Raw genomic sequence first — 23657 nt, forward strand, 5'->3', positions numbered from 1 at the left:
CTTGGATACTCTCTGGTACTACCTTGTACTACCATGCACTTCCTCAGACTCTTATAGTTTGGCAAAGGCATTTTACCCTGACAAGTCGCCGACTGTTTTTACGCTTACGGATGTTCATGGGTTTCTCCTTCCTGGTGCTCTTTGCCTGATTTCTGTATCAATCAAAAAGGAAAGCGCATTACAACAATGCGAGAGTGTTTATATTTTGACTGCAACAGTTTCTGGATGAAATTATTCTTCAGCAAGATTTTGAAGCTATAAAAGTAAATTTTACTGTGAGCCGTTTTATTGCTTATCAATTGTTGTCCCTGACCAATCCCGGAGTTGATCCAACACAACTTGACAGTGTCCAGGATCCCATTGTTCTATAAATTGCTCCAGCGGACGAAGGTTTACCACATCAATTCTATCTTCGTTCCTTTGAACATCAACCACAAACAGTTCATTTATCAAGCTGGATAACGCCTTCCTCATCCCACTCGCCAGAAAACAGGTTCATAATGGCAGACTCGGTAAGACTATGATCTTTCCAGTAAGGAAACAGCTTCTCATATGTATCCTCGCCAGTGCGTTGAACCACGATGTCAAACCAAGTTCCCACCTGGGGTTTGCCTGTCTGCCAGATCCCATCAAACAGTTTATGGTGATGGAGCGAGGAGTAACTGCACCCATGCCCATTTCGCAGGCCATTTTGATACTCTCCCTCGTAGTCTGGCAGTCGAGCCCACCCCTCTTCCAACCCGACAGATCGACGTTGTTATCGTTCAAAACAGCATCACACAGCAACATTCCTTTTTCATCCCAGATCCGGGTTCGGCCGTTATCCATGACTTCTACGAGAGGATTTCCCTTTGTGTCCAGAAGCCGTTCCCCATCCACCGGCGGAAGAGATGTTTCCTTGGATGCCAACGTAGTCAGGACCGTCTGGGTCTCCTCGTTCAATGCTGTGCGGAAATCGCCGATCCGGAAGAACACATCTGAAAAGGGGCTACCCATAGCAGGAAGAAATGCTTCCCGAACCAGGAAACACAGATGACTTTGAAGGTAGTCAGCCGCCTCACCACTATCCTGCTCCACGGCTTGATGGGCCATTGTGATTAGGATATCAGTGATTTTAATCAAATGATGCAGCTGATTTGGTAGAAGATCCTTTTGAATGTCCGGAAGATAAGCAATCAGTAAATCGGAGAGAAGGCTGCTGATGCCGGCGGTGTTTCCTGCTTTGGGTTGGCGGACAATGTACTCTAGGCCAGATTCCAGTTCAGTTAGTAGGATACGCTTTGCATTTCGGCTCCGAGCTTTATGATCCCGGCGTTCCGAAGAAACTTGGAGGGAGTAGATTAGTAGTGCAATGAGTAGTGCAGCTTCCAAGTTAAAAGCAGCGACATACAAATTGACCATGACATCGGGGGAAAATAATGCTCCGCCGTTGATCCAGCACACCAATTGGGGCAGAAAGTGCAGTGTGGCTAAAACAAGAAAAACAATAAAGGTGATCCAAAGAATGACGGGGGCCATATGCGTTCCCTCCTAGTCACGCAAAAAAGTTTTTTAAAACAAGTTTTGAAAGCAGTTGCTTTCCAGGTCAGCCACGTCCTCCAGAGGAATACTCGTACCATCCAGCAAAATCAGGACCCGATTCATCTCATTAATCTTTTTTAGCCGCCCGGTAGTAGTGAAATAGGCCCCGCCGTCCTTCCGCTCATCCGGCTGGAACCAGGTAACCGTGACCTCTGGTTGCTCCGCGATGTGCTCCAGCAGAACCGCCTGTCGCCGGTCCAGCTCCGCCTTGGTGTCCTCGTCCAGCTCCATCTTCTGGTCCGTCAGCCGGGCGGTCTCCGCGATAGCCCCTGCGTGGCCGCTGAGAGCGGCGAAGGGGCTGAAGATGGCGGCCCGCTCTGCAATAGGCATTCGCGGGTGCCGGGCCGAGGTGGGATGGGGCAGATGGAGCATATCGTCATACTTCCCGCTCATGCCTGATGCCCTCCAATCGTCTGATTCCGCTCCCGGGCTGTGGCGCCCTCCTCCAGATTCATCCCCTTGAGGATGGCGTTCTTACCATACCGCTTTTTGATCCCCAGCATGGCCTCCTGGAGCTTCCGCTCTCTGGCGTGGGCGGCTTTATCTGCCTGCTCCTGCTGCTCCTTGGCGGCGTAGTCGGTAAATAGGTCCAGCTGCTCCGCCGGCTCCTCCTTAGAGGCACTGGCCTCGTCCAGCAGCTTGTTGGCGCTGATGCTCAGGCGGCGGATCAGCAGGTTTTTGTCTACAATGCGGTCATAGAGGGCCGTTACAGCTTTCAGCAGATCATTGGCGGAGGAGGTGTAGGAAAAATTCTCTGTCCCCACCGCGTGCTTGGGGATCTTCCGCCCATATCGGTCGGCGGTGACAGGGCCCTTGTACCGGGTAGCGCGGCTGGGATCGTCCAGGTTTTCCCGGTCATAGCCCACGGTGAGGACCAGCTGATTGGTCACCAGCCCCTTGTCCACCAGGTCCAGGGCCAGGGCGTCCGCCATCTCCCGCGCCACTAGGCGGGCTTTCTGAAAGTCGTACGGGCACTGGAGCACCTGGCCAGAGACGATGCTCTTGTTCTCCGGCTTGTACGCCTTCGCGTCCGCGATAGTGCAGGGTTCCCAGCCCCAGGCGTGGTCGATCAAAATTTCCGCGTTGATGCCAAACAGTTTATAGAGCAGCTCCTCATTGTGGTATTCTCCGGGTGTCCCGATGGAGCACCGGGCCACGTCCCCCATGGTGTACATCCCATGGGCCTCCAGTTTGCTCGCGTAGCCCTTGCCCACCCGCCAGAAGTCGGTGAGGGGCCGGTGGTCCCGGAGCAGCCGCCGGTAGGTCATTTCATTCAGCTTGGCGATGCGCACCCCGTCCTTGTCCGGGTGGACGTGCTTGGCCACGATATCCATGGCCACCTTGGCCAGGAACAGATTGGTACCCATGCCCGCCGCGGCGGTGATGCCAGTGGTTTTCAAAATGTCCAGGATGATGGTCCGGGTCAGCTCCCGGGCGGTCATCTGATAGGTGTCCAGGTAGTTGGTCAGGTCCATGAACACCTCGTCGATGGAGTAGGGGTAGATATCCTCCGGTGCCACATATTTCAAATAGACACTGTAGATCTTGGTGCTCCAGTCGATATAGTGGGCCATCCGGGGCGGGGCCACGATATAGTCCAGGGCCAGAGCGGGATCCTTCTGCACCTCCGGATCGTGCCAGGAGGAGCCGGTGAGCTGATGGCCGGGGGCATTCCACTTCCGCCGGGTGTTCACCTCTGCCACCTTCTGCACCACCTCAAAGAGCCGGGCTCGGCCTGCGATTCCATATGCTTTCAGGGAGGGGGAGACGGCCAGGCAGATGGTCTTGCCCGTGCGGCGTTTGTCCGCCACAACCAGATTGGTGGTCATGGGGTCCAGACCCCGCTCCACGCATTCCACACTGGCGTAAAACGATTTCAGGTCACAGCAGACATAGGTCCGCTCCTTCATGTTTCCCTCACCCCCCTTGATTTTAGTATATCACGGATGCAGTCCTGTTATTGGGGCCATCCCAGCACGGCGTCCAGCGTCTCCGGCGCAGCCTCCGGAAAGTTCTTTTGTATCTGCTCATAGACCGGCGCTTTGGACTCCCCTGGGGCCACGGAGTAGGCGGAGGCGATGTGGTCGTATCCCCACAAGGCCTCCGGGGTAGTGTAGACGGAGATGGGCCAGCCATAGGGCACGCTCTTCTTATTGATCCGCTGGCGGAAGTCCCGGATGAGCAGATAGCCTCCCATCTGGAGGTCTGTGACCGTGCCCTCAAAATTTTTCTCTCCGCCTTTTCCGAATCCGGCCTGCCGCTTCAAATCGGAAGAAAACCACTCCTCCTGCTCCAGGAAACGGTCCATGATCCGCTTCTGACGCATGGTGGCCCGCTCGTCCTCCCACCGGCTGTCGAAGTCATAGCCGTCCCGACGCCAGTTGGCGAAGTGTGGAAACCAGGCTTTGGAGATGAAACCGGCCCGTTTGCCGAAAAACTTGCCGTATGCCACCCGGCCGCTGCGGGCAATGAGTGCGCGCCACTCCCAGGGGTCCTGGTCCGGGTCTCCGGTCCACCAAGCGAGAGCCGCGGTGTTTTCCTCCACGGAGAAGCCGTCTATCTCGTTTGGGAACAGGGGCAGAAAGCCGATCTCATCGATCCAGCGGATAAGCTCCTCCCAGCTCCGGATGCGGGCAGGATTGTCCCAGTCCATGCCCCGCATGATCCATTCGCCGTTTTCCATGGCCATAGCGCAGTCCTTTCTTGATACGAAACATATTTTTGCTTCTAACAAGTTACATTATAGCACATTTGTTCGGTGACATCTACTAATTTCTGATCTCTATGCCTTCTAGACGGCACTCTGCATACTTAAAACAAATCACCAGCTTGCCTATACCGAAAAGCTGGTGATTGAAAATCCGTTATTTATTTAGTGCGCCTCGGACAGCACTTTTAATCCCAGTCAAGGCAACGATGTCTTTCTTCAGCCATATTCCAGGTTCTGGACAATACCAAAATTGATCCTTGCGCTTCTTAAAAATACGGTAGGGAGCGGTCAACGAGTTATCATAGATGTGACACACATCACAGACGGGGACCAGCTCTTTTACTAAATCAAGCGCTCTGTCATATCTGGAAATAATTTTTTCAACGGGCACATCATGGCCGCCAGCTGATACTCTGGAAGCAACCCGCGCTACATTGATTTGGGCATCTGCAGTGAGAACATAGTAACAGCGAATAAAGAAGTCTTCTTGCTTTGCACGTCTTAACAAGTTCAAATTGCGCGGAGTAGATAAAACAGTCTCAAAACAGAAGCTCTCATGCTTTTTTAAATGAAGTTCTCGACGTTCCTCCGCTAGTTGAGCCGCTTCAATATTTTCACATCCGAGCACACGTTGAATTTCATCCGCATTGATATATGACATTCCAGTCGGACGAAGTAAATCTGTGATGGTACTTTTCCCTGAGCCATTGGGACCTGCGAAAACAACAACCTCCGGTTTTTTAAGGGTTTCGTTCACTGTATCGTCCCTTTCTGGCCTCGCCGACTACCTCACTGGTGCCGTCGCTGTGAACCATATAGACTTTCCCTGTTTTGGGATCAAATTTAGCAATCGGCTGCTTGAGGAGCTTTTTCTTTTTCAAATCTGCTGCGACAGCCTGTCTTGCATACTGGACGACGATGCTGTCATCCGGCAATTTATTTTCTACCATCGTAAAGTTCACCTCCATAAAAACAGGCATACTTTCAGTGGTTGAGTAAGTTCACAAAATCATTATAGCCTCTTCTCTGGATAATGTCCAGTGCGAACGCTTTCCAATGCCAGCAAGCGGTATAAAATAATATATTTTGTTCTGAGGTATTTTCTCTCGTGAAGAACCAGAGAGGAAAAGTCAGCCCTTGGGCTGTCTTTTCCTCTCTGACCTTTCTCACAAGATCTGTACGATCTGCTCCCAGAGCAGGATGTGTTTCTGGTCCACCGAGCGGTTGTCATGGAAGTGTCCAAAGAACCAGTATTCGTATTCCAGTCGCCGGTCTACCATCTCCAGAAATTCCGTGAGATGGTCTGCCTCGTTGTGACGGTCCATAGACAGGGCGATGCTGGTGGAGGCACAGTGGGTGATCACATAGTCCACCTGCCAATTTGTTCGCTCCAATGTTTTCAATGCGGTATAGTATTCTTCATCGGAGGGCAGCTCCTCCGGCCACCAGGATTGGCCTAGTACCCGGAACCTGTTCCTGCCACTGCGCTTCAGGGCGTTCTGCTGGGCGCGGAAGTTCGGATCTGCTGGATCCAGGATGCCGTCCTCCACATCGTGGCTCTTGGCCCCGCCCATAGTGAAGAAGGTCTTTCCCATGATTTCATAGAGCTGACCGCGCATCAAATGTCAGGATCCACTTACCCCTGATGTTTCAACTGGGTCAGTAAGCGATCCTGACGGGTGATGTCTGCGATTTGATTGTTGAGTTCCACGATATCTGCACTCCAGAGCATCTTACCATTTTGGGCAGCCTGGAGATCGGCAGTCATTTTATCTAGAACAGATTTCCCACACTGTAATTTGTGGTATATACGAAGAAATGCTTCCTTGATGTCAATTTCACAAAGAGGTCGCATTTCGCATCTCTCTTTATTACGCTCGTGTACTCTGCACACCCAATACATGTTTCCTCGCACCCTCTTTTTCCTGAAAATGGTGCCACAAATTCCGCATACTATGTTTCGATTCAATGGAGAATCCTGTTCTCTACCGGGGAAATATTCCTCCCCTCTTCTTTTCAGTAGAGTTTGAACCGTCTCAAATATCTCGGGTGCTATGATGGGCACAGGTGTACTTTTTAAGTAATATTGCGTCACTTCTCCGTGATTATTTTTCTGTTTTGTAGGAAACCCTTTTGTATGATATGTTTTTTGCCATAATGAATTTCCTGCATATTTCTCATTTTTAAGAATTCGTGAAACTGCATGTGGAGTCCACCTCTGATGTGTCGGCAAACTATCCGTGGTATTACATTTATTGAGATTTGCTGCGATCTCAGCAATGCCAATTCCCATAAGGTAGTCAGAGAAAAATTTTTTTACAACGTTTGCCTCCTGCTCCACCACTACATAAGGCCGCTCTTTTTTTGTATAGCCGTATGGCATGGTAGCAGGAACAAACGTTCCTCGCCTCATCCGAATTTGGTAGCTCCACCGCATGTTCTGCGAAATGGATTCGCTCTCCTTCTGATCCATCATGGCAAAGATAGCCGTCAGCAGTTCCCCGGAAAGCTCCGCCGTGTCGATATTTTGTTCTTCAAAGCAGATACCAATGTTCAGGGCTTTCAATTCTCGAATCGTCTCCAGGCACTCCTTTGCATTCCTTGCAAATCGAGAGGAAGATTTAACTAGTATTTTATCGATCCGCCCCCGCCGACAGTCCGCCAGGAGCCGCTGGAAATCTTCTCGTTTCTCGGCGGAGGTACCTGTGATCCCCTTATCCGCATAGATGTCCACAAATTCCCACTCCGGATTGCTGGTGATGAGTTCCGTGTAGTGAGCATTCTGAGCTGCGTAAGAGTTCAGCTGATCCTCTGAGTTAGAACTCACTCGGGCGTATGCGGCTACCCGGAGCTTTCTGGTCTGCTCCGGGGCGTTGGCCGGAATCACCACAATGCAGGGACTTTTTAGGGCCAGGGAGCCGTTTATCTTTTTCTGCTCCTGCTGCTTCACAATACTTTCACCTCTTTTTGCAACACACAATACCAGAAACCGTTTAAAATATCTATATCCAAAGGACACAAAAATCAAAGAGAAACAATGACGTCCGCGCCAGTCTCCGCATTGAGACGAGCAGCAATCTTTCGGGCCTCCTTCCGGCTCACCAGGCCGGCGGCCTGGTGCGACCGGAGCAGATTTACCATTCCTAAGTAGTTGATATTTTCTTTTCTTGAGTATGTGTGAGAGGGGCGGAAAGTATGATCCCTCCGCCCCTCTCGTTCCGTTGACACAAGACAGCTCCGCAAATCAGTTACGTTTCTATTCTAAAATAGCCAGATGCGGAACATATCTTGCCGTCATCTTGTTGATTCTGCCGGCTCTATTTGACACTACTTCCCGAGCCCTGGGCGGCAACTGACGGACCGTGCTGGCGCACGTCACGGGAATCTCACCCCTCCGAGGATCTCTCCGAGCTGCCCCCATTGCTTGATCCCGATTTCACTCAGGGCTGTGGCTGGGCAGGAGTATCATGATAGGTTGACGGGGTCGTCGCGCTTCGAGTTGCCAGACTCGAACGCCGAAAATGGATTCACGCTCGCCGCCTTATTTAGCCGTCTTTTTATGGAGCTTTGCTCCACAGGCAGGTCTTGGCGCATTTTCGGCTTCGCTGTCCCCTCCTCGGGGCCCGTCAACTAACGTATCCCGTTGCCGGATATTCAGTTTTCAAAGTACCGTCGAGCGGCAGAACATTTTTCGGCCCTCACTTTCTATTGCAGAATTTCGGATGATTTAATAACCACTTTTTTAAATTTTTCAGTATTTTCTTTTTCTGCTTATGTACCGCAGATTGCGAAACCTCAAGTTTCTCCGCTATCTGGCTTTCCGTTTTATGCTCTTCCGCTAAATAGTAAGAGTAGATAATCTGATAGCTGGCGGGGTCCAGTTGGGATAATGCAGCGTGAAGATCATGGATTTCCGAGGACAGAATTGCATCTTCTTCTACATGGACTGTCTCGTCTGAAATCACATCCTCTCCCCTTCCCCTTTCTGAAATCTCATCGCTGTTCAGAGGCAAAATCTTGACTCCAATTTGTGACGCCTGATTCTGATGATAATTCTTCCAAGACTGCTCTCTACGCCATTCCTCATAAACTTCCTTTGGGGCCTCAATCACAACGTCTTCCATATCAATAAAAAAACACCCCCGGCCTGCGGGGGAAGTAATAAACTGATAGAATTCCTGGCCGCTCATCTCAATCCATTCTGGATTCGATTCCTGAGCTGCCAGGTCTTTTTTCTAAAATACCGTCTTGCCACAAGATAGCCTCCGTTTCTTCTGAAATTTGAAAATAAAATTTCAGAAGTCGGAGGAGAGCGGCAGTTTGGCAGTTGCCATTCAATAAACTTCTTGCATTTTCGGACCGCAAACAAGCAGATGGCTACAATTTTGTACCCACCGCATTGGTGATTTTTTTGCAGCCCACTTCCAATGTCCTTTTGTCACCCATATAGCAGAGCGACGTCCCCTATGGAGTTACGGGCTGGAGCGTCGCATATATCTGTATAGGTGACTCATAGTCTATTTTTTTGAAACAACATATTTTCTGCTTCAATTACTGGTACTTGTGATTATACTTTTATGGGTTAAGCCTCATATTAAATTAAAATATTCTGAATTTTAAGGAACTGAAATGTTCAATACGCTATCAACATTTTTATTAGCTGCTTGAAGACGCGTATTTTACACTTCTTTAGCAGAATACCAGAAAAAGCAGCAGAATAATATAGACTGTTTTCATACCCCAATCGGACCAGATATCTCCAGCATAATGAAAAATATTGGCACCAGGTTGCACTTCTACCAGAACTTTTGATGGATTCCCTTTGTATAAAAAGCCAGACGGCCACAATGACGTGGCCGTCTGGCTTTTCCGCTTTATTGATTGTATCAACGGCTTACCGTGAGGCGGCAGGTACCGGGAGTGCTGCTATCGGTGCTCATATAGATTTCGACGAGCTTGCCCTCAGTGCCCGCAGGAACATCAAACTCAACATCGTCGCCGCTGCGCATCCCAAAGGACCCCGCCACATACTGATTGTTGATCCGAATGGCAACGTTGACCGTAGACATGCCGTTCGTAAAATTGGTAACTCTCGCGCGGAAAGTTTCTCCAACGTCCGAAGCGGCAACGCCGGTCTTCCATACAACGATGGAATCAGCCCCCGTCATATTGCGCGGAAGGACAGGAGTAGTGGTGGAACCGCCCAGACGAGGGGATGCATCCATAGCAACAACCTGTCCATCAATCTCAGGTGCTGCTTCAGCAGCCAACGCCGCGGGGACAAGCGACACGGCCATCACACACGCCAAAAAGGCGCCAGCCACACGCTTAAATCCGTTGTTCATTTTCAACACTCCTTTAAGCTTTTTCTGTTTGTTTTATGTGCCGGCCAGCCATTAACAACCAGTTCATCTTATTAGACATATAAAATTACAAAACGCAACACATAATTCATCAATATTTCGACATGATTTTTCTAAAAAATTTGTTGCGCTTTTGCAAAAATATTGTCTTTTAATAAAAGAGGTGAATTTTATGAAAGCCACTAGGCATTCACTTATTTCGTCAATGATTTTTCCTTTCATACGACAAGCAACATCATACGCAATAATTGGTATGTTTTCTGCTGGTATAGATACGTTTATATTTATAGGATTATTTAAATGTCTTCTATGGAATCAATATTGGGCTAATGCAATAAGTGTAAGTTTCGGGATTATATGCAGCTTTTTCTTAAATCGTCGGCTTACATTTAAGGCCACTGATCACACATTAAAACGATTTTTTCTTTTTTATGGTACTGGATTGTTTGGGCTCTCAATTTCTCAATTAATCTTATGGTTAGGTAATATTTTGAGCCTAAATACACTTTTAGTTAAAATTTTTTCCGTATTTTTTGTTGCAGCAATCCAATTTTTTATCAACCGAGGAATCGCATTTAGAAAAAAGGTTTAAAGACACACACAGTTTAGGAGGAGTGCTTTATGTCTGATCAGTTGTATATTGTCATGCCCGCATATAATGAGGAATCCACTATTGAGGGTGTGGCTCGAGCTTGGCATGAAATTGTTAGCCAAGTCAGCTGTAACAGCAGACTTCTTATCGTTAATGATGGCAGTAAAGATCGTACACTCAAAATACTCACTGACCTTCAAAATGAGCTTTCTCAATTGCAAGTGTTAACAAAAGATAATGGCGGGCATGGTAGCGCTCTATTCTTTGGATATGAATATGCATTAGAACATAAAGCAGATTATATTTTTCAGACAGATTCTGATGGACAAACAGTTCCTCAAGAGTTTTGGGAATTCTGGAACAGCCGAAAACAATATGATTTTCAAATTGGTTATCGTAGACACCGCCAAGATGGGATTCAGCGCATAATTGTTACAAAAGTATTGCCATTTTCCTGTACTCCAGCGGGAGCAGGCCGGTGCTTCTTCGAAACAGTTCCGCAAACCGGCTGGATGTAGAATATCCTATCGTTTGAGCAATCTGACCAATTTGCAGATCGGTATGAGCCAGCAGATATTCTGCCTGACTCATGCGGCGCTGCTGTATATACTCTGTGATCGTGCAGCCATAGACCTTCTTGAAGCTGCTTTTGAGTTTTGTCGTACCCATGCAGGCGATTTGTGCCAGACGTTCTATGGGTACTTCACCAGCATAATGATCACTCAAATAGGCCGCTACGGTTTGAATCCGTTCCAAATCCTGAGAAACCAGTTTGTGATCTGAAACTGAACGCTTTTTTTGATATTCAACCACCAGAGAGAGCGCCTCGGCTACCTTGCTCTCATAATAGAGTTTAGCTGCAATTCCGGTTCCACGGTAGCTCTGTAGTTCTGATAGAAGCCGGTACATTTCCGGGAAATCTGTTGTTTGGTCGATTTCCCGAAAAGCCTCGATGGGATTCCGATATTCTTCCGGATACTGTTTTTTCAAATAATCCTCATAATATGCGGGGGTGATTTCGATGCCTATGGATCGAACCGGTATATTTTTGTGGACGATTACTTGATATGGCTTGTATCCGCCCACATAGGTCTTGATACATCCGGCTGACAACCGGCGATACGGAGACAACTCTTCACCGGAGATGGAATCGTAACGGGTAATACTGAGACATTCCGGGAGATCAAATTCCAGCATAAAATCCTTATTGAAAGAGAAGTTGTGTATCTTGATGTCGAACAGATCCCTTTGCCCGTAGGTCCAATAGGAACCTTCGCCAACTTCCGGAGATAGCTTCCAGCAAAGCCCCAGAGGACCATACTGATCATTATCTGGTTCCGGTACAAAACCGTGCTTTTTCAGTAATGGCGCATAGTATTGCTCAATGATACCGGTCATTACAATAGATACGCCTCCCTTGTTTTGCAATGATTAGACGAATTTTTGAAATGATAGGACGAACCTCGCTCCAAACGATTGAAAGTAGGTTGTGCATGGTGTAATTATATATAACGGTTAGCCATATCTAACCAAAGGATAGCATACCTATCTCATAAAGTCAACGCATTGCAAAATAGGAGGATCAACATGAGCAATCAAATCAATCCCGCAAAAAAGAGTCTCACTATCAAGGATCTTGTGACAACCGGCATTTTCAGCGCAATTTTCTTGGTGTTTACCATGATCGGCGGTATTTTCTTTGCACCAAACCCGGTTTTGACATTCTATATGCCGATGGGTGCAGCATTGCTGTGCGGCCCTGTATATCTTCTGATGATCGCCAAGGTGCAGAAGCGGTGGAGCGTCACCATTCTTGGTATCATTATGGGGATCATCTGGTTCGTTACCGGAATGCACTGGGCTTTTTCTTTAGGCTATATCGGAATGGGAATTATCGCCGATCTGGTAGCTGGCGCGGGAGATTACCGCAATAAGGCGGTCAATCTGCTGTCCTATATACTGATGTCGCTGGGCGGCGTTTACACCTATGTGGTGTTTTTTATTGATCCGCAAGGCTGGGCCAGCACGATGCTGGAAAACGGCACGGAACAGTCCTATATTGACACAATGAGCGCGTCTGCTCCCTCCTGGCTGTTGGCTGTCATCATTATCGGAACGCTGGCGATTGCTGCGTTCAGTGGTTGGATTGGTGGAAAGCTGCTGAAAAAGCAGTTTGAAAAGGCTGGGATCACCGCATGATTGGCGGAGCGTTATCCACGCGCGGACTGTGGCTGGACCCCAGAACGAAGATATTACTGCTTCTGTTGTGTATCTTTTCTGCCATGATGGCTCCATCCTTACTCTACGAACTGGGCCTTGTGGTGCTGATCGGGCTGCTCGGCATTTGCTTCGGAAAGTGGAAGTATGCCTGGAAGGGAGTACTGTTCTATGCGCTGATCGTTCTGCTCACCATCTGGATCATGGATACCATGACCGGAACTTGGCGCACCATGTTTATCGCTTTTTTAGGGTTATTCCATAAGGTCTATCCCTGCGGGATGCTGTCTGGCATTGTCATTTCCACTACAAAGGTCAGCGAATTCCTCTCGGCGATGAATCGCATCCATGCCCCGCAAAAGCTGGTAATCCCCTTGGCGGTCATGCTGCGTTATATCCCTACCATTCAGGAGGATTGGCGGTTTATCAAGGACGCAATGCGGATGCGGGACGTCTCGCCCTCGCTTAAGGGGTTCCTGACACATCCCGGAATAACGGTGGAGTGTATCTATGTTCCGTTGATGATGGCGGCATCCAAAGCGGCGGATGAACTGTCCATCGCTTCTATCACCCGCGGCATTGAAAACCCAAAGCCTCGAACTTGTCTGGTGCAGATCCATATCGGGTTGATGGATATTGCGGCAGTCTTTTGCTTTGCAGGCGCACTGGCTGTCGGGCTTTATGGAAAGGGGATGCTGGGATGATCGAGCTAAAGCATGTATCATTTACTTATCAAGGACAAACAGGAGACGGGCTGCATGACATCAACCTGACCATAGAGGACGGAGAATGTGTTCTGTTCTGTGGTCGGAGCGGCTGCGGAAAGACCACCATCACGAGGCTTGCAAACGGCTTGATCCCACAATTTTACGCAGGAGAGCTGGCGGGCAGCGTACTGGTGGATGGTCAGGAAGTCCGTGATTTTCCTATGCACCAGATTGCCGCAAAGGTTGGATCGGTGTTTCAAAACCCAAGGACACAGTTTTTTAATGTGGATACAGACAGCGAGATCGCTTTTGGTATTGAAAATCAAGCACTTCCAGTTTGCCAGCTGAGAGAACGCGTGGATCGGACATCGGCAGAACTTCACATTGAAAATCTCCGTAATCGCAACATTTTCGAGTTATCCGGTGGAGAAAAGCAAAAGATAGCGTTTGCCTCGGTCTATGCGATGAATCCTCAAATATATCTTTTGGATGAACCGTCCTCTAATTTGGATATGCGTTCCATTCAAGAATTGGGAGAACATCTCAGGCTGATCAAATCACAGGGAAAAACCATATTGATTGCAGAACATAAGTTATACTATTTGATGGATCTGGTGGACCGGATTGTGTATTTGGAACACGGGAAAATCATGCAGGTCTTTACGCCGGAAGCATTTCGACAGCTGTCGGAGGATACCCGGGAACAAATGGGCCTTCGAGCGATCGATTTGCATCGTGTTCTCCCACTGCAGAATCATTCCCTTGCGCCTGTTTCAGATCCTATCTTGGAACTTAACAATGTAGCCCTTCACTATAAGAAGAGGACCATTTTGCACGACATCAGCCTTACAGCAGCAAAGGGAGAGGTAATTGGCGTCGTTGGCCACAATGGGGCCGGAAAAACGACCTTTTCCCGTGCTTTGTGCGGGCTTCACAAGGCCTGTGATGGTCAATTCTTTTGGAACGGTCTGTCCATGGATCACAAAGATCGCCTGCGGCATTCCTATATGGTCATGCAGGATGTGAACTACGAGCTTTTTGCGGATAGTGTGGAGTCAGAATGTACATTCGGTATCCGCAATCCGAAACAGACGCTCGTTGACGCAACACTGGAAGAGTTGGCCCTGGCCCCATTCAGAGACCGCCACCCCAATACCCTGTCCGGAGGTCAAAAGCAGCGGGTGGCGGTAGCGGTTAGCATGATTTGTGGGAAAGACCTGCTGGTGTTTGACGAACCGACCAGCGGGCTGGATTTTGATAGCATGACACAGGTTGCGGGTCTGATCCGGCGGCTGTCTGATATGGGAAAAGTCATCTTTATTGTCACACATGATTTTGAATTTGTCAGTCGTACCTGTTCCCGCATCCTCCACTTTGATGAAGGAGAAATGCCTGACGATGTGCCTGTTACCATGGACACTCTCCCTACATTGAGAGAATTGTTCTCCATTTCAGAAAGCAGGCCGGAAGGACAGAACACAGGAAAAGCCGATTCTGTTCTGCCGATTGCTGACGATTGAAAAAGCCGCATGGCGGGATGTTCCCCATGCGGCCTCTTGGGTTCTATTAAGAATCTTTCCTTTCCATATCGTTTACCTCCGTGAAGGAACTCCAGCATGCTCTGCGGTATTCCGCCGGGGAGCGTCCGGTGTTTCGCCGGAAGATCTCCGCGAAACGGCTGGGATTCTGATACCCAACAATGGCCGCCACCTGACTCACCGGCAGGTCAGTTTCCCGCAGCAGCCGCCCAGCCTGCTCCGTGCGCTGCCCCTGAATGTACTGGGTAATCGTGCAGCCATATCGGACATGGAAGGCATCCTTCAGCTTGGAAATGCTCATGCAGCCAATACGGCTGAGCCGTTCCAGCGGCAGTTCATCCGCACAGTGGGCCGTGATGAAGGCTGCCACATCGGCCAGCCGTACCATATCCTCCGCACTGACAGAACGGCGGTTCTTGCGTTTCAGGTGCCGCTCTGCCACCAGCGCCACCGCCTCCGCCACCTTCCCATCATAAAACAAACGGGCGGGAAGCCCCTCCCCCCGGTAGTCGCGCACCTGTTTCAAGAGCTGCACCATTTCTGGGAAGTGTTCTGTCTGATCCAGCGTTTGAAAAGACTCCAGCAGGCTTTGATACTCCTGGGGAAACTGGCGGCGCAGATAATCCCGGTAGTAAGCCGGGGTGATCTCCACGCCAATGGAAACGATGGGGATCTGCCTGTGGATGAGCGCCCGGTATGGTTCCCGACCTCCGATAAAACTTTTGACACAGCCTGGAACAAGACGGCGACAGGGGGAGAACTCCTCCCCGGAAATGGATTCATACCAGGTGACACTGAGACTCTCCGGCCAATGGAACTCCAGCAGCTGCTCCTCATGGAAAAAGAAATCATGGATCTTGATGGTATAGAGATCCTGCTGCCCGTAGGTCCAGAAAAAACCGCCGCCCTGCTGGGAGGTGTGCCGCCAGCACAGCCCCATGGAGCCGTAACGCCGGTTCTCCGGATCTGGAAGAAACCCGTGTTCCTCCATCGCCCGACCATATTGCTGCTCCAAGTCTTTATTTACCGCCATAACCTGTCACCACCTCGATCAGCCATATCTCCACCCCAATCAGCCGGAACCGCGCCCAAAGCCTTGCGATACCGCTGTTTTGCCGGTAGGATGGATGTTGATTAGTATCTGCTAGCTAAAATATCACTTCCCGGCGCTCTCGTCAAGCCGGGGGAAGGAGGAACAGACGATGAAAGAAAAACGGCCATCACCGGTGATGCGGCTGCTGCAGTGGGCCGGGCCGGAACGGAAATGGCTGATCCTGTCCGTTTTGTGTGCCTTTGGCAGCGGTATTCTGGTCATCACATCGTATATCGGCATTTACCGGCTGATGGATGCGGTGCTCTCCGGCGCCTGTACCAAAGCAGTTATCGCCGACTGCGCTTTGCTGGTCACGGCGGGCACCGTGGGGAGACTGGTGCTGCTGGGTACTTCGGGTGTGCTGTCTCACAAGGGAGCCTACCTCCATATAAAACTCCAGCAGATTGTCGTTCTGAATGATCTCGTCAGCGAAGGAGTTGTCCTCGGCGCAGAGCCGCCGACTGCCGGAGAGGCATTCCGATTCCGGCTCCTGGTTGAGCGTCCTCTCCTCCAGCCGGTCCAGGAAGATCCGCCACCTTTCGTCCGGCGCAGCGATGCCTTTCTTCATAGCGAAGTAGGCGGCGGTGCTCACATCCCGGATTCTGAACCGCTTCCAGCCATCCATGATGCTGACGGCCCCCATATCGCCGCTGTCGAGGTCGATGTGGTAGGCACCCACCACCCGGCCGGTGTTGTCCAGCCGCTCCGACACATAGGGGTTGAACTCCTCCTGAGAGATCCGCTGGGTGCGCAGCAGCGTTTCGACAAAGCGGTGGGGCGCTTCGTCGGGTGGCTTGCGGATGTAGCTGCGCAGACGGCGGGCGGTCGGGAGCAACTCAAGTTTTTCCTCGGCCAGAATATAATCGGAGCTGCCGTTCTCCGTGACATGAAAGACGGCGAAGCGCCGTGCGGCCTCCCGAGCCTCCTTCTCCGCCTGCCGCTCTGCCCAGAGCTCATGGCTGATGCGCTCGTACTCCCGCTGAGGAAGCTGGTTGCACATTTCATCAAGGATATTCTCCAGATGCTCCTCCAGCGTTTCCCCCTTCAGTTGTTTGCTCAGAGCGTCGTACCACCGCTCGTCGAGCCAGAGTGTGACCTCACGGCCCCTCATTGCATTCCTCCCATTTCCGGCCCACACTGCTTCATCTCAGGGTACTCGGTCAGGAGGTACCACACGCCGTTTGCGTAGTTGGCGCTGTTGACCGTCTGACCAAGAAGATCGTCGGCAGAGAGCGACATCGTGATGCCGGGCACGCCGGGATGCGCCGCGGCACTCTGGCCGCTCATCAGTCCTTCCGCCTGGGCTGCGGTCAGGGGCAAAAAGCCGCACGGGGTCATCAGGGAAAAGACGCCGCCAACATGGGTGGCCAGGAAATCACGAACCGTGCGTGGGCCTGCGTCATCAGTCAGATCCTCCCGAAGTGTCCAGACGCAGTGGAGCAGCTCCTCACCATGGGAGGCATCCAGACCATTCTCCGCAATCCAGCGGTCTGCCAGCTCATCCAGCGGCTCGTCCAGCCCCAGCAGAAATCTGGCGTCCTCCTCATTGATGGCGTCCTCGATATTGTCACGGATCAACCGTGCGGCGGTGATCTCCTCAGCGGCATCGATCAGCTGAGAGGGATCGGCCGCCATCCACTGCTTGACCCGGCGCTCATAGTCGGCGCTGATCCGCTTCTTCAGCTCCTTCTTGTAATCCATGACGATCTCATCTTTGTTCACTGGATCACCTCCGGTTCCTGGTCGGGCTTCGGTGCGGCGGCTCTCGGGCTGCGCCGGGGCTTGCTCGGAGCGGCGGCGCTTACATCGCTCTCATCGATATACTCCCGCACAGGGGCGGGCATATATTTTTCATAGAGCTTCACCAGCGCATCCGTCATCTCACGGTCCAGGTCAAGCTCCTTCTTGCCCATATAGCGTTTGAGCGCAGAGAGCTTCTCCTCGTCGAAGGTGATGGTCAGGTTCACTTGCTTCATTGGCACTTCCTTTCTCAGTCGTAGTTGATGTATTCAATCTGCAGCCAGTGTGTCCAGCCCCGACCCTCCAGCTTTGTTTTTACCACACCTTTTTTGGTATTCATAGACCCAGGTGACATTCTTGCTATTCTCCGGTTCCTGCCGAGAGGATATCCCGACAGCAGTCATATCGGCCTCATAGTGGTAGCAGGGCAGGTGTTTTCCATCATAGAGCTGTGAAAGCTGCATGCCGTTGTCATAGACCACTCCGTAGCGGGTGATAGTCCCCTCATTGTCCTCAATCAACAGGACAGCGGTTTCCACTCCGTCCAGCTGTTCCAGTTCTTCCATGCTGGCACACCCGCCATGGATGTTCATGTAGTGATCACGGCCAACCTCTTTCAAATTTGTGAAGTCCGTGATCACCGTCGCCTGCTGGCAGCAGAAGGTCAGGTTGATGAGATCCTTCATGCTGGTGAGATTCAGCTTTTCAGCCATCGCCTGAAATTGCGAAAACTCGCCCACAGTAAAGCTGTCCAGCCGCTTTGCCAGATAGTCCAACTCATCAAGGTTGACCTTGGTGCATACCAGCCGATTCAGCACAGGCCAGGCACTGTCGAGCGAGTCCAAGCGGCAGTCGGCTTCAGAGGCATCGCCGATCTCCAGTGCCTCCAACAGCGAAACGCAGTGGTCGTACTGATTTCTGGGAATGGGAAGAGGGATCGTCGCAACACCGTATTCCGGGTGGTCGGCGTTGCTCAGAACTGCTTCCATCATCACATTGCATCACCTTACTTTCCTTCAAAATTCAAAATCGCATCTCCGTACTTGGCCAGAAGCAGAGCGCAGACAATCAGGTGGAACGCCTCATCTGTGACCAATTCGGGGGATGCGAGATCGGCAAGAGTGATATTGGGGCTGCCGGTGGAGATGGCTTTGGCCGCCTGATAAACACTGTACAGCTCCGGTTGGATGCCGGCGAGCTGGACAGATTGAAAGTCAAACCCACTGGCATCAAATTTCCAGATCATCCTGCGCCAGATATCCTCATACGCCGTGAGAAGAAACAGTGCGGCCAGGTTACGGTTCGGCATTCGAAAACAGCGCTCACGCCAGTGCTGCCAACGCTCCCGATGACTATCGCTCAGGAAAAATCCAATGGAGCAGCCATTGAAACTCCTCTCTAAGCGGGCCTGAAGCTGCACTCCCGCTTCAGGGAAGAAGCAATCCCTGACAAACTCGTTGAGGTCAATTGCACCGGCCACGATCCGTTCATCCAGACAGACGCACTGCTCCAAAGGGCAGGGATGATTGCGTCTGAAGTTCATGCAGTATGGGCACTCCATGTCATCTCTGCTATATTGAAAACCGGGATAGTATCGGCCATGGCCTCTGGGCTTGAAATAGGGCGGGGTCATCATCTGCTGTTCCATCTGGCACAGCGGTGTATCCTGCATGAAGTAGCGTGTCATTGGTGGTGTGCTCCTTTCAGTAAAGCAAAAAAGCGCCGGAGTCTTATTTCTAAAACTCCGGCGCCTGAATATTACATGATCGGTTCCTGGTTGTAGGGTTCCATGGGGTGCTGCTCCTGCTCCCTTATGCGCTCCAGAGCATCGGGAGCTGCAATGGCAATCTGCTCCTGAACGCCCCGGATGCACTTTTCCTGCTCGGCAGTCAAGTCATAACCAGCGTCTAAGGTGTCAGAGCAGCACCGGTAGATTTCGATAAGCTGCTCCTGCTTGAAGATTTGCTGTTTGGAAATGAGGCCGGCGCGGATGGCGAAGTCCTGCTTGGCACCTGCATAGTTTTCCTGAAAGTAATTGCCCTGATTGAGACCTGTGCGGTCGAAGCTCCAGTCCCATGTGACGAATTGGACGCCAAGCCGGGTGGGATGGGCAGCCAACACGGCTCCGTTGAAGTCAGCCAGCAGACGGTAGTCACCGGTCAGACTTTGGGCTTGCAGGAGCGGAGCCTGTTCCAGCAGCGTCATGTACTTCCGCACGGTGCAGGCCAGATCGGTGGCTCGCTCACAGGCTCGTTCCCGTTCCGGCGTCGCTACATCCTCTTGCCAGTAGCGAACGCCTCCGTCCGCTGTGATCCGGCAAAGGGGGAGACCATCCCACTCCACAGGAAGCAATTCATCCTGTTCCGGCTGCGGAGTGAACCCCTCACGGTGGAGAGCGGTGCGAAGCTCCTGAAAAAACTGTTCTCGGTTCATTTACTACCTCCTGACATTCAGTGCCCTTTTTGAATTTATCTGAAAACAAAAAGGGCGCCAATTCGATGGCCCGTCGTGACCAACAAATTGACGCCTCAAACTTTGTGTATTCTATTGATAGAAAAATAGCGCCCTTTTTGAAAATAACCGCTTCAAAAAGGGCGCCACATGGTTTCGGATTTGCCAATCACCGAAAAAAGGGGGTTCGAATCCCACCAGTTAGGGGGAAACAGCGGTTGGCATCTATGGAATCATCCGTGAATTTTTGAGCTGAAAAAGCCCGGAAACGGTTGATGCCACTGGCTTTTCGCCAGTGGCATCTATACCGTTTTGATTTTATGGTGACCCAGCGGAGATTCGAACTCCGGACACCCTGCTTAAAAGGCAGGTGCTCTGCCAACTGAGCTACTGGGTCATAAAAAATTGGCAGGGATGGCTGGACTCGAACCAGCGAGTGAGGGAGTCAAAGTCCCTTGCCTTACCACTTGGCTACACCCCTATCTCGCAAGGGAAAAATGGCGAGGGCCGGAGCCGAAGCTCCGGCCCTTCCGCCTTGTGTGGGGTGGGTAAAGGGACTCGAACCCTCGACACCCGGAACCACAATCCGGTGCTCTAACCAACTGAGCTACACCCACCATATCTGACTGTCCATGAGGGAAACCAGCGGCAGCCACACAGAAAAAAGTGGCACGCCTGAAGGGATTCGAACCCCTGACCCACTGCTTAGAAGGCAGTTGCTCTATCCACCTGAGCTACAGGCGCATATGGAGCGGGTGATGGGAATCGAACCCACGCGACCAGCTTGGAAGGCTGGGATTCTACCATTGAACTACACCCGCATGGATGGCTTGTTCCTCTCACGTCAGCCATGAAATAATACCACATTTTACAGGGAGTTGTCAATCCCTTTTTTCACATTTTCTATTTTGGCCGCCCCTGAAATAGGGGCGGCCATGAAAAGCCTATCAGGCGCTCTCCTGCTCCTCAGTATCGTCGGGCAGCTTACGGACCAGGACGGAGCGAATCCGGTGGTCCTCCACCTTCTCCGCCTGGAGCTCCAGGCCGTGGACCTGGACCAGGGGGCGGCTGCCGTCCTCGGGGATGGTGCGCAGGCAGCTGAGCAGCATGCCGCCCACCGTGTCATAGTCCTCGTCCTCGGGCAGCTCCATATCCAGCTCCTCGGCCAGATCCTCCACGCTGAGGGAGCCGCTCACCCGCCACAGGTTTTCGCCCAGCTGCTCCAGCTCCTGGGGCTCGGCGGGGTCGAACTCGTCGTAGATGTTGCCCACGATCTCCTCCAGCAGGTCCTCCACCGTGATGACGCCGGCCAGCTCGCCGTACTCGTCCAGCACCACGGCCAGATGGATCTTCTTGATCTGCATATCCCGCAGCAGATCGTCGGCGGACAGGCTCTCCGGCACCAGATAGGCCGGGCGCATCAGATCCCGCACAGATTTGGTCCCGTCGGAGACCCAATCCACCAGGAAGTCCCGGGTGTTGAGCACGCCCAGAATGTCGCTCTCATCCTCCCCGTACACCGGGAAGCGGGACAGGCCGGTGGAGCGGATGGTGTCCAGAACCTCCTCCCGGGTGGCGTCCACGGAGATGGACTCCACGTCCGCCGCGTGGGTCATCACATCGCTGACGGTCTGGTCCGAGAAGTCGAACACGTTGTGCAGCAACTCCTTCTCGTCCTCATTGATAGAGCCGCTCTCGTTGCCCAGGTCGATCATCATGCGGATCTCATCCTCTGTGACCTGCTCTTCCTCCACATCGGTCCGCATGCGCAGCAGGCGGAGCACCCCATTGGTGGACAGGGACAGCAGCTTTACCACCGGCTTGGCGATGGTGGCGATGGCAGAGACCACGCGGCAGGACAGCCGGGCCATCTCCATGGACTTCTGCATGGCGATCCGCTTGGGGACCAGCTCGCCGAATACCAGGGTGAAATAGGACAGGATGATGGTTACCACCACCAGAGAGATGGTGTCCAGCACCGACGCGGGAATGCCCACCCCCAGGCTCAGGAGCCAGGCGGTTAAGTACTCGGCGAAGGCGTCCCCGGCGAAGGCGGCGCCCAGGAAGCCCGACAGAGTGATGGCAATTTGGATGGTGGATAAAAAGCCGGAGCTGTCCTCCACCATGTGCAGCAGTTTGGGCGCCAGCTTGTCGCCCTCTTCTTCCAGTTTTCGCAGTTTATTGGCGTTCAGCGAGATCACCGCGATCTCCGTCGCGGCGAAAAATGCATTGATCAAGATCAGAATGATCTGGACCAGCAGCTGAAACACAATGGTTTGCACGGTACTCGTTCCTCCTAATAAAATCCGTTACCTGAAAAAAAGCGCAAAAAAGCACGGCCTGCCCCGGCCGGATCGGTCGGGCAGACTATGCTTTTTCAAAACAGTTCTATTGTCTCCAGCAGTCGTTTCGTCGCTGTCGGAATCCATAAAACAGGCGTCTCCTTCTCAAGCGGCGGGACCTTTCCCGCCTTCTTCCACACGGCACTTTACAGCCGCTTTCCTATAACTATACCTGTGATCCAGCTTTCTGTCAAGATGTAATTTTATTCCTTAACACAACATTGACAGGAATCCTGCATTTCAGAGCCTCACTCCAGGGGGGCGTCACAGAAGCCGCAGCAGTCCGCTCCGCCGATCTTTTTGATCAGGGGGGGGAGGTAGCGTTCCATCTGGGTGATGCAGCGGGGGTTGCGGCAGATGGGCTTGGTGCCGATCTCCACCGGAGCGGGGTGCTCGTCCCGGGGCTGGAGGGCCAGATGCTCCAGCAGGGCCATGCGGGCGAACATGCCGTAGCGGGCCTGCTGGAAGTACACCGCCCGGGGGTCGTCGTCCACGTCCACGGCGATCTCATCCACCCGGGGCAGGGGGTGCATCACCAGCATGTCCTTCTTGGCCCGCTCCAGTTTCCGGCGGGTGAGCACATAGATGCCCTTGTTCCGCTCGTACTCCAGGGGGTCCACAAAGCGCTCCTTCTGGATGCGGGTCATGTACAGCACATCCAGCTGGGGGATGACCGCCTCCAGGCCGGTGACCTCGGTGAACCACATGTTGTGCTCCCGCATAAAGACCCGCATGTAGTCGGGGACCGCCAGCTCCCGGGGGGAGATGAGGAAGAATTTAATGTCCCGGAACTTGGCCATGGCCTTGATGAGGGAGTGGACGGTGCGGCCGTTCTTCAAATCGCCGCACAGCCCCAGGCACAGCCCGTCCACCCCGCCCCGCAGGCGGGTGATGGTGGTCAGGTCGGCCATGGTCTGGGTGGGGTGCATGTGGCCGCCGTCCCCGGCGTTCACCACCGGCACATGGGAGTACAGGGAGGCCGCCTTGGCCGAGCCCTCCCAGGGGGTGCGCATGACCACCACGTCGGCGTAGTTGGACACCATCCGCACCGTGTCCTTCATGCTCTCCCCCTTGGCCACCGAGGAGGAGTTGGGGTCGGCAAAGCCGAACACCGACCCGCCCAGCCGCATCATGGCGGTCTGGAAGGAGAAGTTGGTGCGGGTGGACGGCTCGTAAAACAGGTTGCAGGACACCTTGCCGTGGCACACGTCCACAAAGCGCTCCGGCGCGTCCATGATCTCACTGGCCCGGGCGTACAGGGCCTCCCACTCCTCACGGGTCATATCTCCAAAGTCGATCAGATGTCGCATCACGGACCTTCCT

General features: G+C 52.2%; 25 protein-coding genes and 5 tRNA genes. 5 read left to right on the forward strand and 25 right to left on the reverse strand.

Annotated features, from left to right (window positions below):
- Positions 1-229: hypothetical protein (locus B5F19_RS17690; RefSeq protein WP_204248315.1), on the forward strand; the 229-nt coding region annotated here is incomplete at its 5' end.
- Positions 230-495: 266 nt separating this feature from the next.
- Here the strand turns inward: B5F19_RS17690 and B5F19_RS09295 are convergent.
- The 10 genes from B5F19_RS09295 to B5F19_RS09340 form a co-directional block, all read right to left on the reverse strand.
- A complete protein-coding gene (locus B5F19_RS09295; protein ID WP_087289846.1) occupies positions 496-1518 on the reverse strand; it encodes a hypothetical protein in 1023 nt (340 codons plus the stop codon).
- A 33-nt stretch (positions 1519-1551) separates the two neighbouring features.
- Positions 1552-1974, reverse strand: coding sequence for a hypothetical protein (locus tag B5F19_RS09300; protein WP_087289848.1), 423 nt, complete (start codon positions 1972-1974; stop codon positions 1552-1554).
- On the reverse strand, positions 1971-3491 hold the full coding sequence (locus B5F19_RS09305) for a DNA methylase (protein WP_087289850.1): 1521 nt from the start codon (positions 3489-3491) through the stop codon (positions 1971-1973). The genes B5F19_RS09300 and B5F19_RS09305 overlap by 4 nt, the downstream gene beginning before the upstream one ends.
- A gap of 47 nt (positions 3492-3538) precedes the next feature.
- Positions 3539-4270, reverse strand: a complete 732-nt coding sequence (locus tag B5F19_RS09310) for a hypothetical protein (protein WP_087289852.1) — start codon at positions 4268-4270, stop codon at positions 3539-3541.
- Between the two features lie 175 nt (positions 4271-4445).
- Positions 4446-5048, reverse strand: coding sequence for an ATP-binding cassette domain-containing protein (locus tag B5F19_RS09315; protein WP_087289854.1), 603 nt, complete (start codon positions 5046-5048; stop codon positions 4446-4448).
- Positions 5032-5241, reverse strand: a complete 210-nt coding sequence (locus B5F19_RS09320) for a hypothetical protein (RefSeq protein ID WP_087289856.1) — start codon at positions 5239-5241, stop codon at positions 5032-5034. The genes B5F19_RS09315 and B5F19_RS09320 overlap by 17 nt, the downstream gene beginning before the upstream one ends.
- Before the next feature lie 216 nt (positions 5242-5457).
- Positions 5458-5910: a hypothetical protein gene (locus B5F19_RS09325; protein WP_087289858.1), complete on the reverse strand. Its 453-nt coding sequence runs from the start codon at positions 5908-5910 to the stop codon at positions 5458-5460.
- Positions 5911-5927: 17 nt separating this feature from the next.
- On the reverse strand, positions 5928-7241 hold the full coding sequence (locus tag B5F19_RS09330) for a recombinase family protein (RefSeq protein ID WP_162612554.1): 1314 nt from the start codon (positions 7239-7241) through the stop codon (positions 5928-5930).
- 748 nt (positions 7242-7989) lie between these two features.
- Positions 7990-8481 carry a sigma-70 family RNA polymerase sigma factor gene (locus B5F19_RS09335; RefSeq protein ID WP_087289862.1) on the reverse strand — a complete coding sequence of 164 codons (492 nt, stop codon included), beginning with the start codon at positions 8479-8481 and terminating at the stop codon, positions 7990-7992.
- Between the two features lie 696 nt (positions 8482-9177).
- Positions 9178-9636 (reverse strand): hypothetical protein, encoded by a 459-nt coding sequence (locus B5F19_RS09340; protein WP_087289864.1) that lies wholly within the window; start codon positions 9634-9636, stop codon positions 9178-9180.
- Positions 9637-10275: 639 nt separating this feature from the next.
- On the opposite strand from B5F19_RS09340, the gene B5F19_RS09350 reads away from it, so the two are divergent.
- On the forward strand, positions 10276-10764 hold the full coding sequence (locus B5F19_RS09350; protein WP_087289868.1) for a glycosyltransferase family 2 protein: 489 nt from the start codon (positions 10276-10278) through the stop codon (positions 10762-10764).
- Here B5F19_RS09350 and B5F19_RS09355 read toward each other — a convergent pair.
- Positions 10679-11644, reverse strand: a complete 966-nt coding sequence (locus B5F19_RS09355) for an AraC family transcriptional regulator (RefSeq protein ID WP_087289870.1) — start codon at positions 11642-11644, stop codon at positions 10679-10681. The genes B5F19_RS09350 and B5F19_RS09355 overlap by 86 nt on opposite strands.
- A 189-nt stretch (positions 11645-11833) precedes the next feature.
- Between B5F19_RS09355 and B5F19_RS09360 the strand changes: the two genes are divergently transcribed.
- From B5F19_RS09360 to B5F19_RS09370, 3 genes are read left to right on the forward strand one after another with little or no spacing between them, the layout of a single operon-like run.
- Entirely contained in the window at positions 11834-12445 is a 612-nt protein-coding gene (locus B5F19_RS09360) for an MptD family putative ECF transporter S component (protein WP_087289872.1), read from the forward strand.
- Complete coding sequence (locus tag B5F19_RS09365; protein ID WP_006572703.1) at positions 12442-13167, forward strand: energy-coupling factor transporter transmembrane component T; 726 nt, start codon at positions 12442-12444, stop codon at positions 13165-13167. The genes B5F19_RS09360 and B5F19_RS09365 overlap by 4 nt, the downstream gene beginning before the upstream one ends.
- Positions 13164-14690 (forward strand): energy-coupling factor ABC transporter ATP-binding protein, encoded by a 1527-nt coding sequence (locus B5F19_RS09370; RefSeq protein WP_087289874.1) that lies wholly within the window; start codon positions 13164-13166, stop codon positions 14688-14690. Before B5F19_RS09365 ends, B5F19_RS09370 begins: the two co-directional genes overlap by 4 nt.
- A gap of 46 nt (positions 14691-14736) precedes the next feature.
- Here B5F19_RS09370 and B5F19_RS09375 read toward each other — a convergent pair whose 3' ends face one another.
- The 14 genes from B5F19_RS09375 to pyrB all read right to left on the reverse strand — a co-directional run bounded on the left by B5F19_RS09375 (position 14737) and on the right by pyrB (position 23644).
- Positions 14737-15741, reverse strand: coding sequence for an AraC family transcriptional regulator (locus B5F19_RS09375; protein WP_087289876.1), 1005 nt, complete (start codon positions 15739-15741; stop codon positions 14737-14739).
- Between the two features lie 187 nt (positions 15742-15928).
- The gene (locus B5F19_RS17485) at positions 15929-16912 is read right to left on the reverse strand and encodes a hypothetical protein (protein WP_162612555.1); all 984 of its coding nucleotides are present in this window, start codon (positions 16910-16912) and stop codon (positions 15929-15931) included.
- A complete protein-coding gene (locus B5F19_RS09385; RefSeq protein WP_087289878.1) occupies positions 16909-17523 on the reverse strand; it encodes a hypothetical protein in 615 nt (204 codons plus the stop codon). Before B5F19_RS09385 ends, B5F19_RS17485 begins: the two co-directional genes overlap by 4 nt.
- Positions 17520-17777, reverse strand: a complete 258-nt coding sequence (locus tag B5F19_RS09390; RefSeq protein WP_087289880.1) for a DUF6103 family protein — start codon at positions 17775-17777, stop codon at positions 17520-17522. Before B5F19_RS09390 ends, B5F19_RS09385 begins: the two co-directional genes overlap by 4 nt.
- Positions 17778-17810: 33 nt before the next feature.
- A complete protein-coding gene (locus tag B5F19_RS09395; protein WP_242972769.1) occupies positions 17811-18533 on the reverse strand; it encodes a hypothetical protein in 723 nt (240 codons plus the stop codon).
- A gap of 14 nt (positions 18534-18547) precedes the next feature.
- The gene (locus tag B5F19_RS09400) at positions 18548-19228 is read right to left on the reverse strand and encodes a hypothetical protein (protein WP_087289882.1); all 681 of its coding nucleotides are present in this window, start codon (positions 19226-19228) and stop codon (positions 18548-18550) included.
- Positions 19229-19299: 71 nt separating this feature from the next.
- The gene (locus B5F19_RS09405; RefSeq protein WP_204248316.1) at positions 19300-19974 is read right to left on the reverse strand and encodes a hypothetical protein; all 675 of its coding nucleotides are present in this window, start codon (positions 19972-19974) and stop codon (positions 19300-19302) included.
- Between the two features lie 339 nt (positions 19975-20313).
- A tRNA-Lys gene (locus tag B5F19_RS09410) sits at positions 20314-20389 on the reverse strand.
- Positions 20390-20398: 9 nt separating this feature from the next.
- Positions 20399-20473, reverse strand: a tRNA-Gln gene (locus B5F19_RS09415).
- A gap of 59 nt (positions 20474-20532) precedes the next feature.
- Positions 20533-20609, reverse strand: a tRNA-His gene (locus tag B5F19_RS09420).
- A gap of 50 nt (positions 20610-20659) precedes the next feature.
- A tRNA-Arg gene (locus tag B5F19_RS09425) sits at positions 20660-20736 on the reverse strand.
- Positions 20737-20739: 3 nt separating this feature from the next.
- Positions 20740-20813: transfer RNA gene (locus tag B5F19_RS09430), tRNA-Gly, on the reverse strand.
- A gap of 126 nt (positions 20814-20939) precedes the next feature.
- The gene (locus B5F19_RS09435; protein ID WP_087289884.1) at positions 20940-22274 is read right to left on the reverse strand and encodes a hemolysin family protein; all 1335 of its coding nucleotides are present in this window, start codon (positions 22272-22274) and stop codon (positions 20940-20942) included.
- 308 nt (positions 22275-22582) lie between these two features.
- The gene (gene pyrB, locus B5F19_RS09440; RefSeq protein ID WP_087289886.1) at positions 22583-23644 is read right to left on the reverse strand and encodes an aspartate carbamoyltransferase; all 1062 of its coding nucleotides are present in this window, start codon (positions 23642-23644) and stop codon (positions 22583-22585) included.
- Between the last annotated feature and the right edge of the window lie 13 nt (positions 23645-23657).

The sequence above is a fragment of the Pseudoflavonifractor sp. An184 genome (assembly GCF_002160305.1).
Classification (GTDB): Bacteria; Bacillota; Clostridia; order Oscillospirales; family Oscillospiraceae; genus Lawsonibacter; species Lawsonibacter pullicola.

What these genes read in the sequence shown, in the direction of transcription:
- B5F19_RS09295 (WP_087289846.1), bottom strand. Translation starts at nt 1,518, where the DNA reads ATGGCCCCCGTCATTCTTTGGATCACCTTTATTGTTTTTCTTGTTTTA.
- B5F19_RS09300 (WP_087289848.1), bottom strand. Translation starts at nt 1,974, where the DNA reads ATGAGCGGGAAGTATGACGATATGCTCCATCTGCCCCATCCCACCTCG.
- B5F19_RS09305 (WP_087289850.1), bottom strand. Translation starts at nt 3,491, where the DNA reads ATGAAGGAGCGGACCTATGTCTGCTGTGACCTGAAATCGTTTTACGCC.
- B5F19_RS09310 (WP_087289852.1), bottom strand. Translation starts at nt 4,270, where the DNA reads ATGGCCATGGAAAACGGCGAATGGATCATGCGGGGCATGGACTGGGAC.
- B5F19_RS09320 (WP_087289856.1), bottom strand. Translation starts at nt 5,241, where the DNA reads ATGGTAGAAAATAAATTGCCGGATGACAGCATCGTCGTCCAGTATGCA.
- B5F19_RS09325 (WP_087289858.1), bottom strand. Translation starts at nt 5,910, where the DNA reads ATGCGCGGTCAGCTCTATGAAATCATGGGAAAGACCTTCTTCACTATG.
- B5F19_RS09335 (WP_087289862.1), bottom strand. Translation starts at nt 8,481, where the DNA reads ATGAGCGGCCAGGAATTCTATCAGTTTATTACTTCCCCCGCAGGCCGG.
- B5F19_RS09340 (WP_087289864.1), bottom strand. Translation starts at nt 9,636, where the DNA reads ATGAACAACGGATTTAAGCGTGTGGCTGGCGCCTTTTTGGCGTGTGTG.
- B5F19_RS09350 (WP_087289868.1), top strand. Translation starts at nt 10,276, where the DNA reads ATGTCTGATCAGTTGTATATTGTCATGCCCGCATATAATGAGGAATCC.
- B5F19_RS09355 (WP_087289870.1), bottom strand. Translation starts at nt 11,644, where the DNA reads ATGACCGGTATCATTGAGCAATACTATGCGCCATTACTGAAAAAGCAC.
- B5F19_RS09360 (WP_087289872.1), top strand. Translation starts at nt 11,834, where the DNA reads ATGAGCAATCAAATCAATCCCGCAAAAAAGAGTCTCACTATCAAGGAT.
- B5F19_RS09365 (WP_006572703.1), top strand. Translation starts at nt 12,442, where the DNA reads ATGATTGGCGGAGCGTTATCCACGCGCGGACTGTGGCTGGACCCCAGA.
- B5F19_RS09370 (WP_087289874.1), top strand. Translation starts at nt 13,164, where the DNA reads ATGATCGAGCTAAAGCATGTATCATTTACTTATCAAGGACAAACAGGA.
- B5F19_RS09375 (WP_087289876.1), bottom strand. Translation starts at nt 15,741, where the DNA reads ATGGCGGTAAATAAAGACTTGGAGCAGCAATATGGTCGGGCGATGGAG.
- B5F19_RS17485 (WP_162612555.1), bottom strand. Translation starts at nt 16,912, where the DNA reads ATGAGGGGCCGTGAGGTCACACTCTGGCTCGACGAGCGGTGGTACGAC.
- B5F19_RS09390 (WP_087289880.1), bottom strand. Translation starts at nt 17,777, where the DNA reads ATGAAGCAAGTGAACCTGACCATCACCTTCGACGAGGAGAAGCTCTCT.
- B5F19_RS09395 (WP_242972769.1), bottom strand. Translation starts at nt 18,533, where the DNA reads ATGATGGAAGCAGTTCTGAGCAACGCCGACCACCCGGAATACGGTGTT.
- B5F19_RS09400 (WP_087289882.1), bottom strand. Translation starts at nt 19,228, where the DNA reads ATGACACGCTACTTCATGCAGGATACACCGCTGTGCCAGATGGAACAG.
- B5F19_RS09405 (WP_204248316.1), bottom strand. Translation starts at nt 19,974, where the DNA reads ATGAACCGAGAACAGTTTTTTCAGGAGCTTCGCACCGCTCTCCACCGT.
- pyrB (WP_087289886.1), bottom strand. Translation starts at nt 23,644, where the DNA reads ATGCGACATCTGATCGACTTTGGAGATATGACCCGTGAGGAGTGGGAG.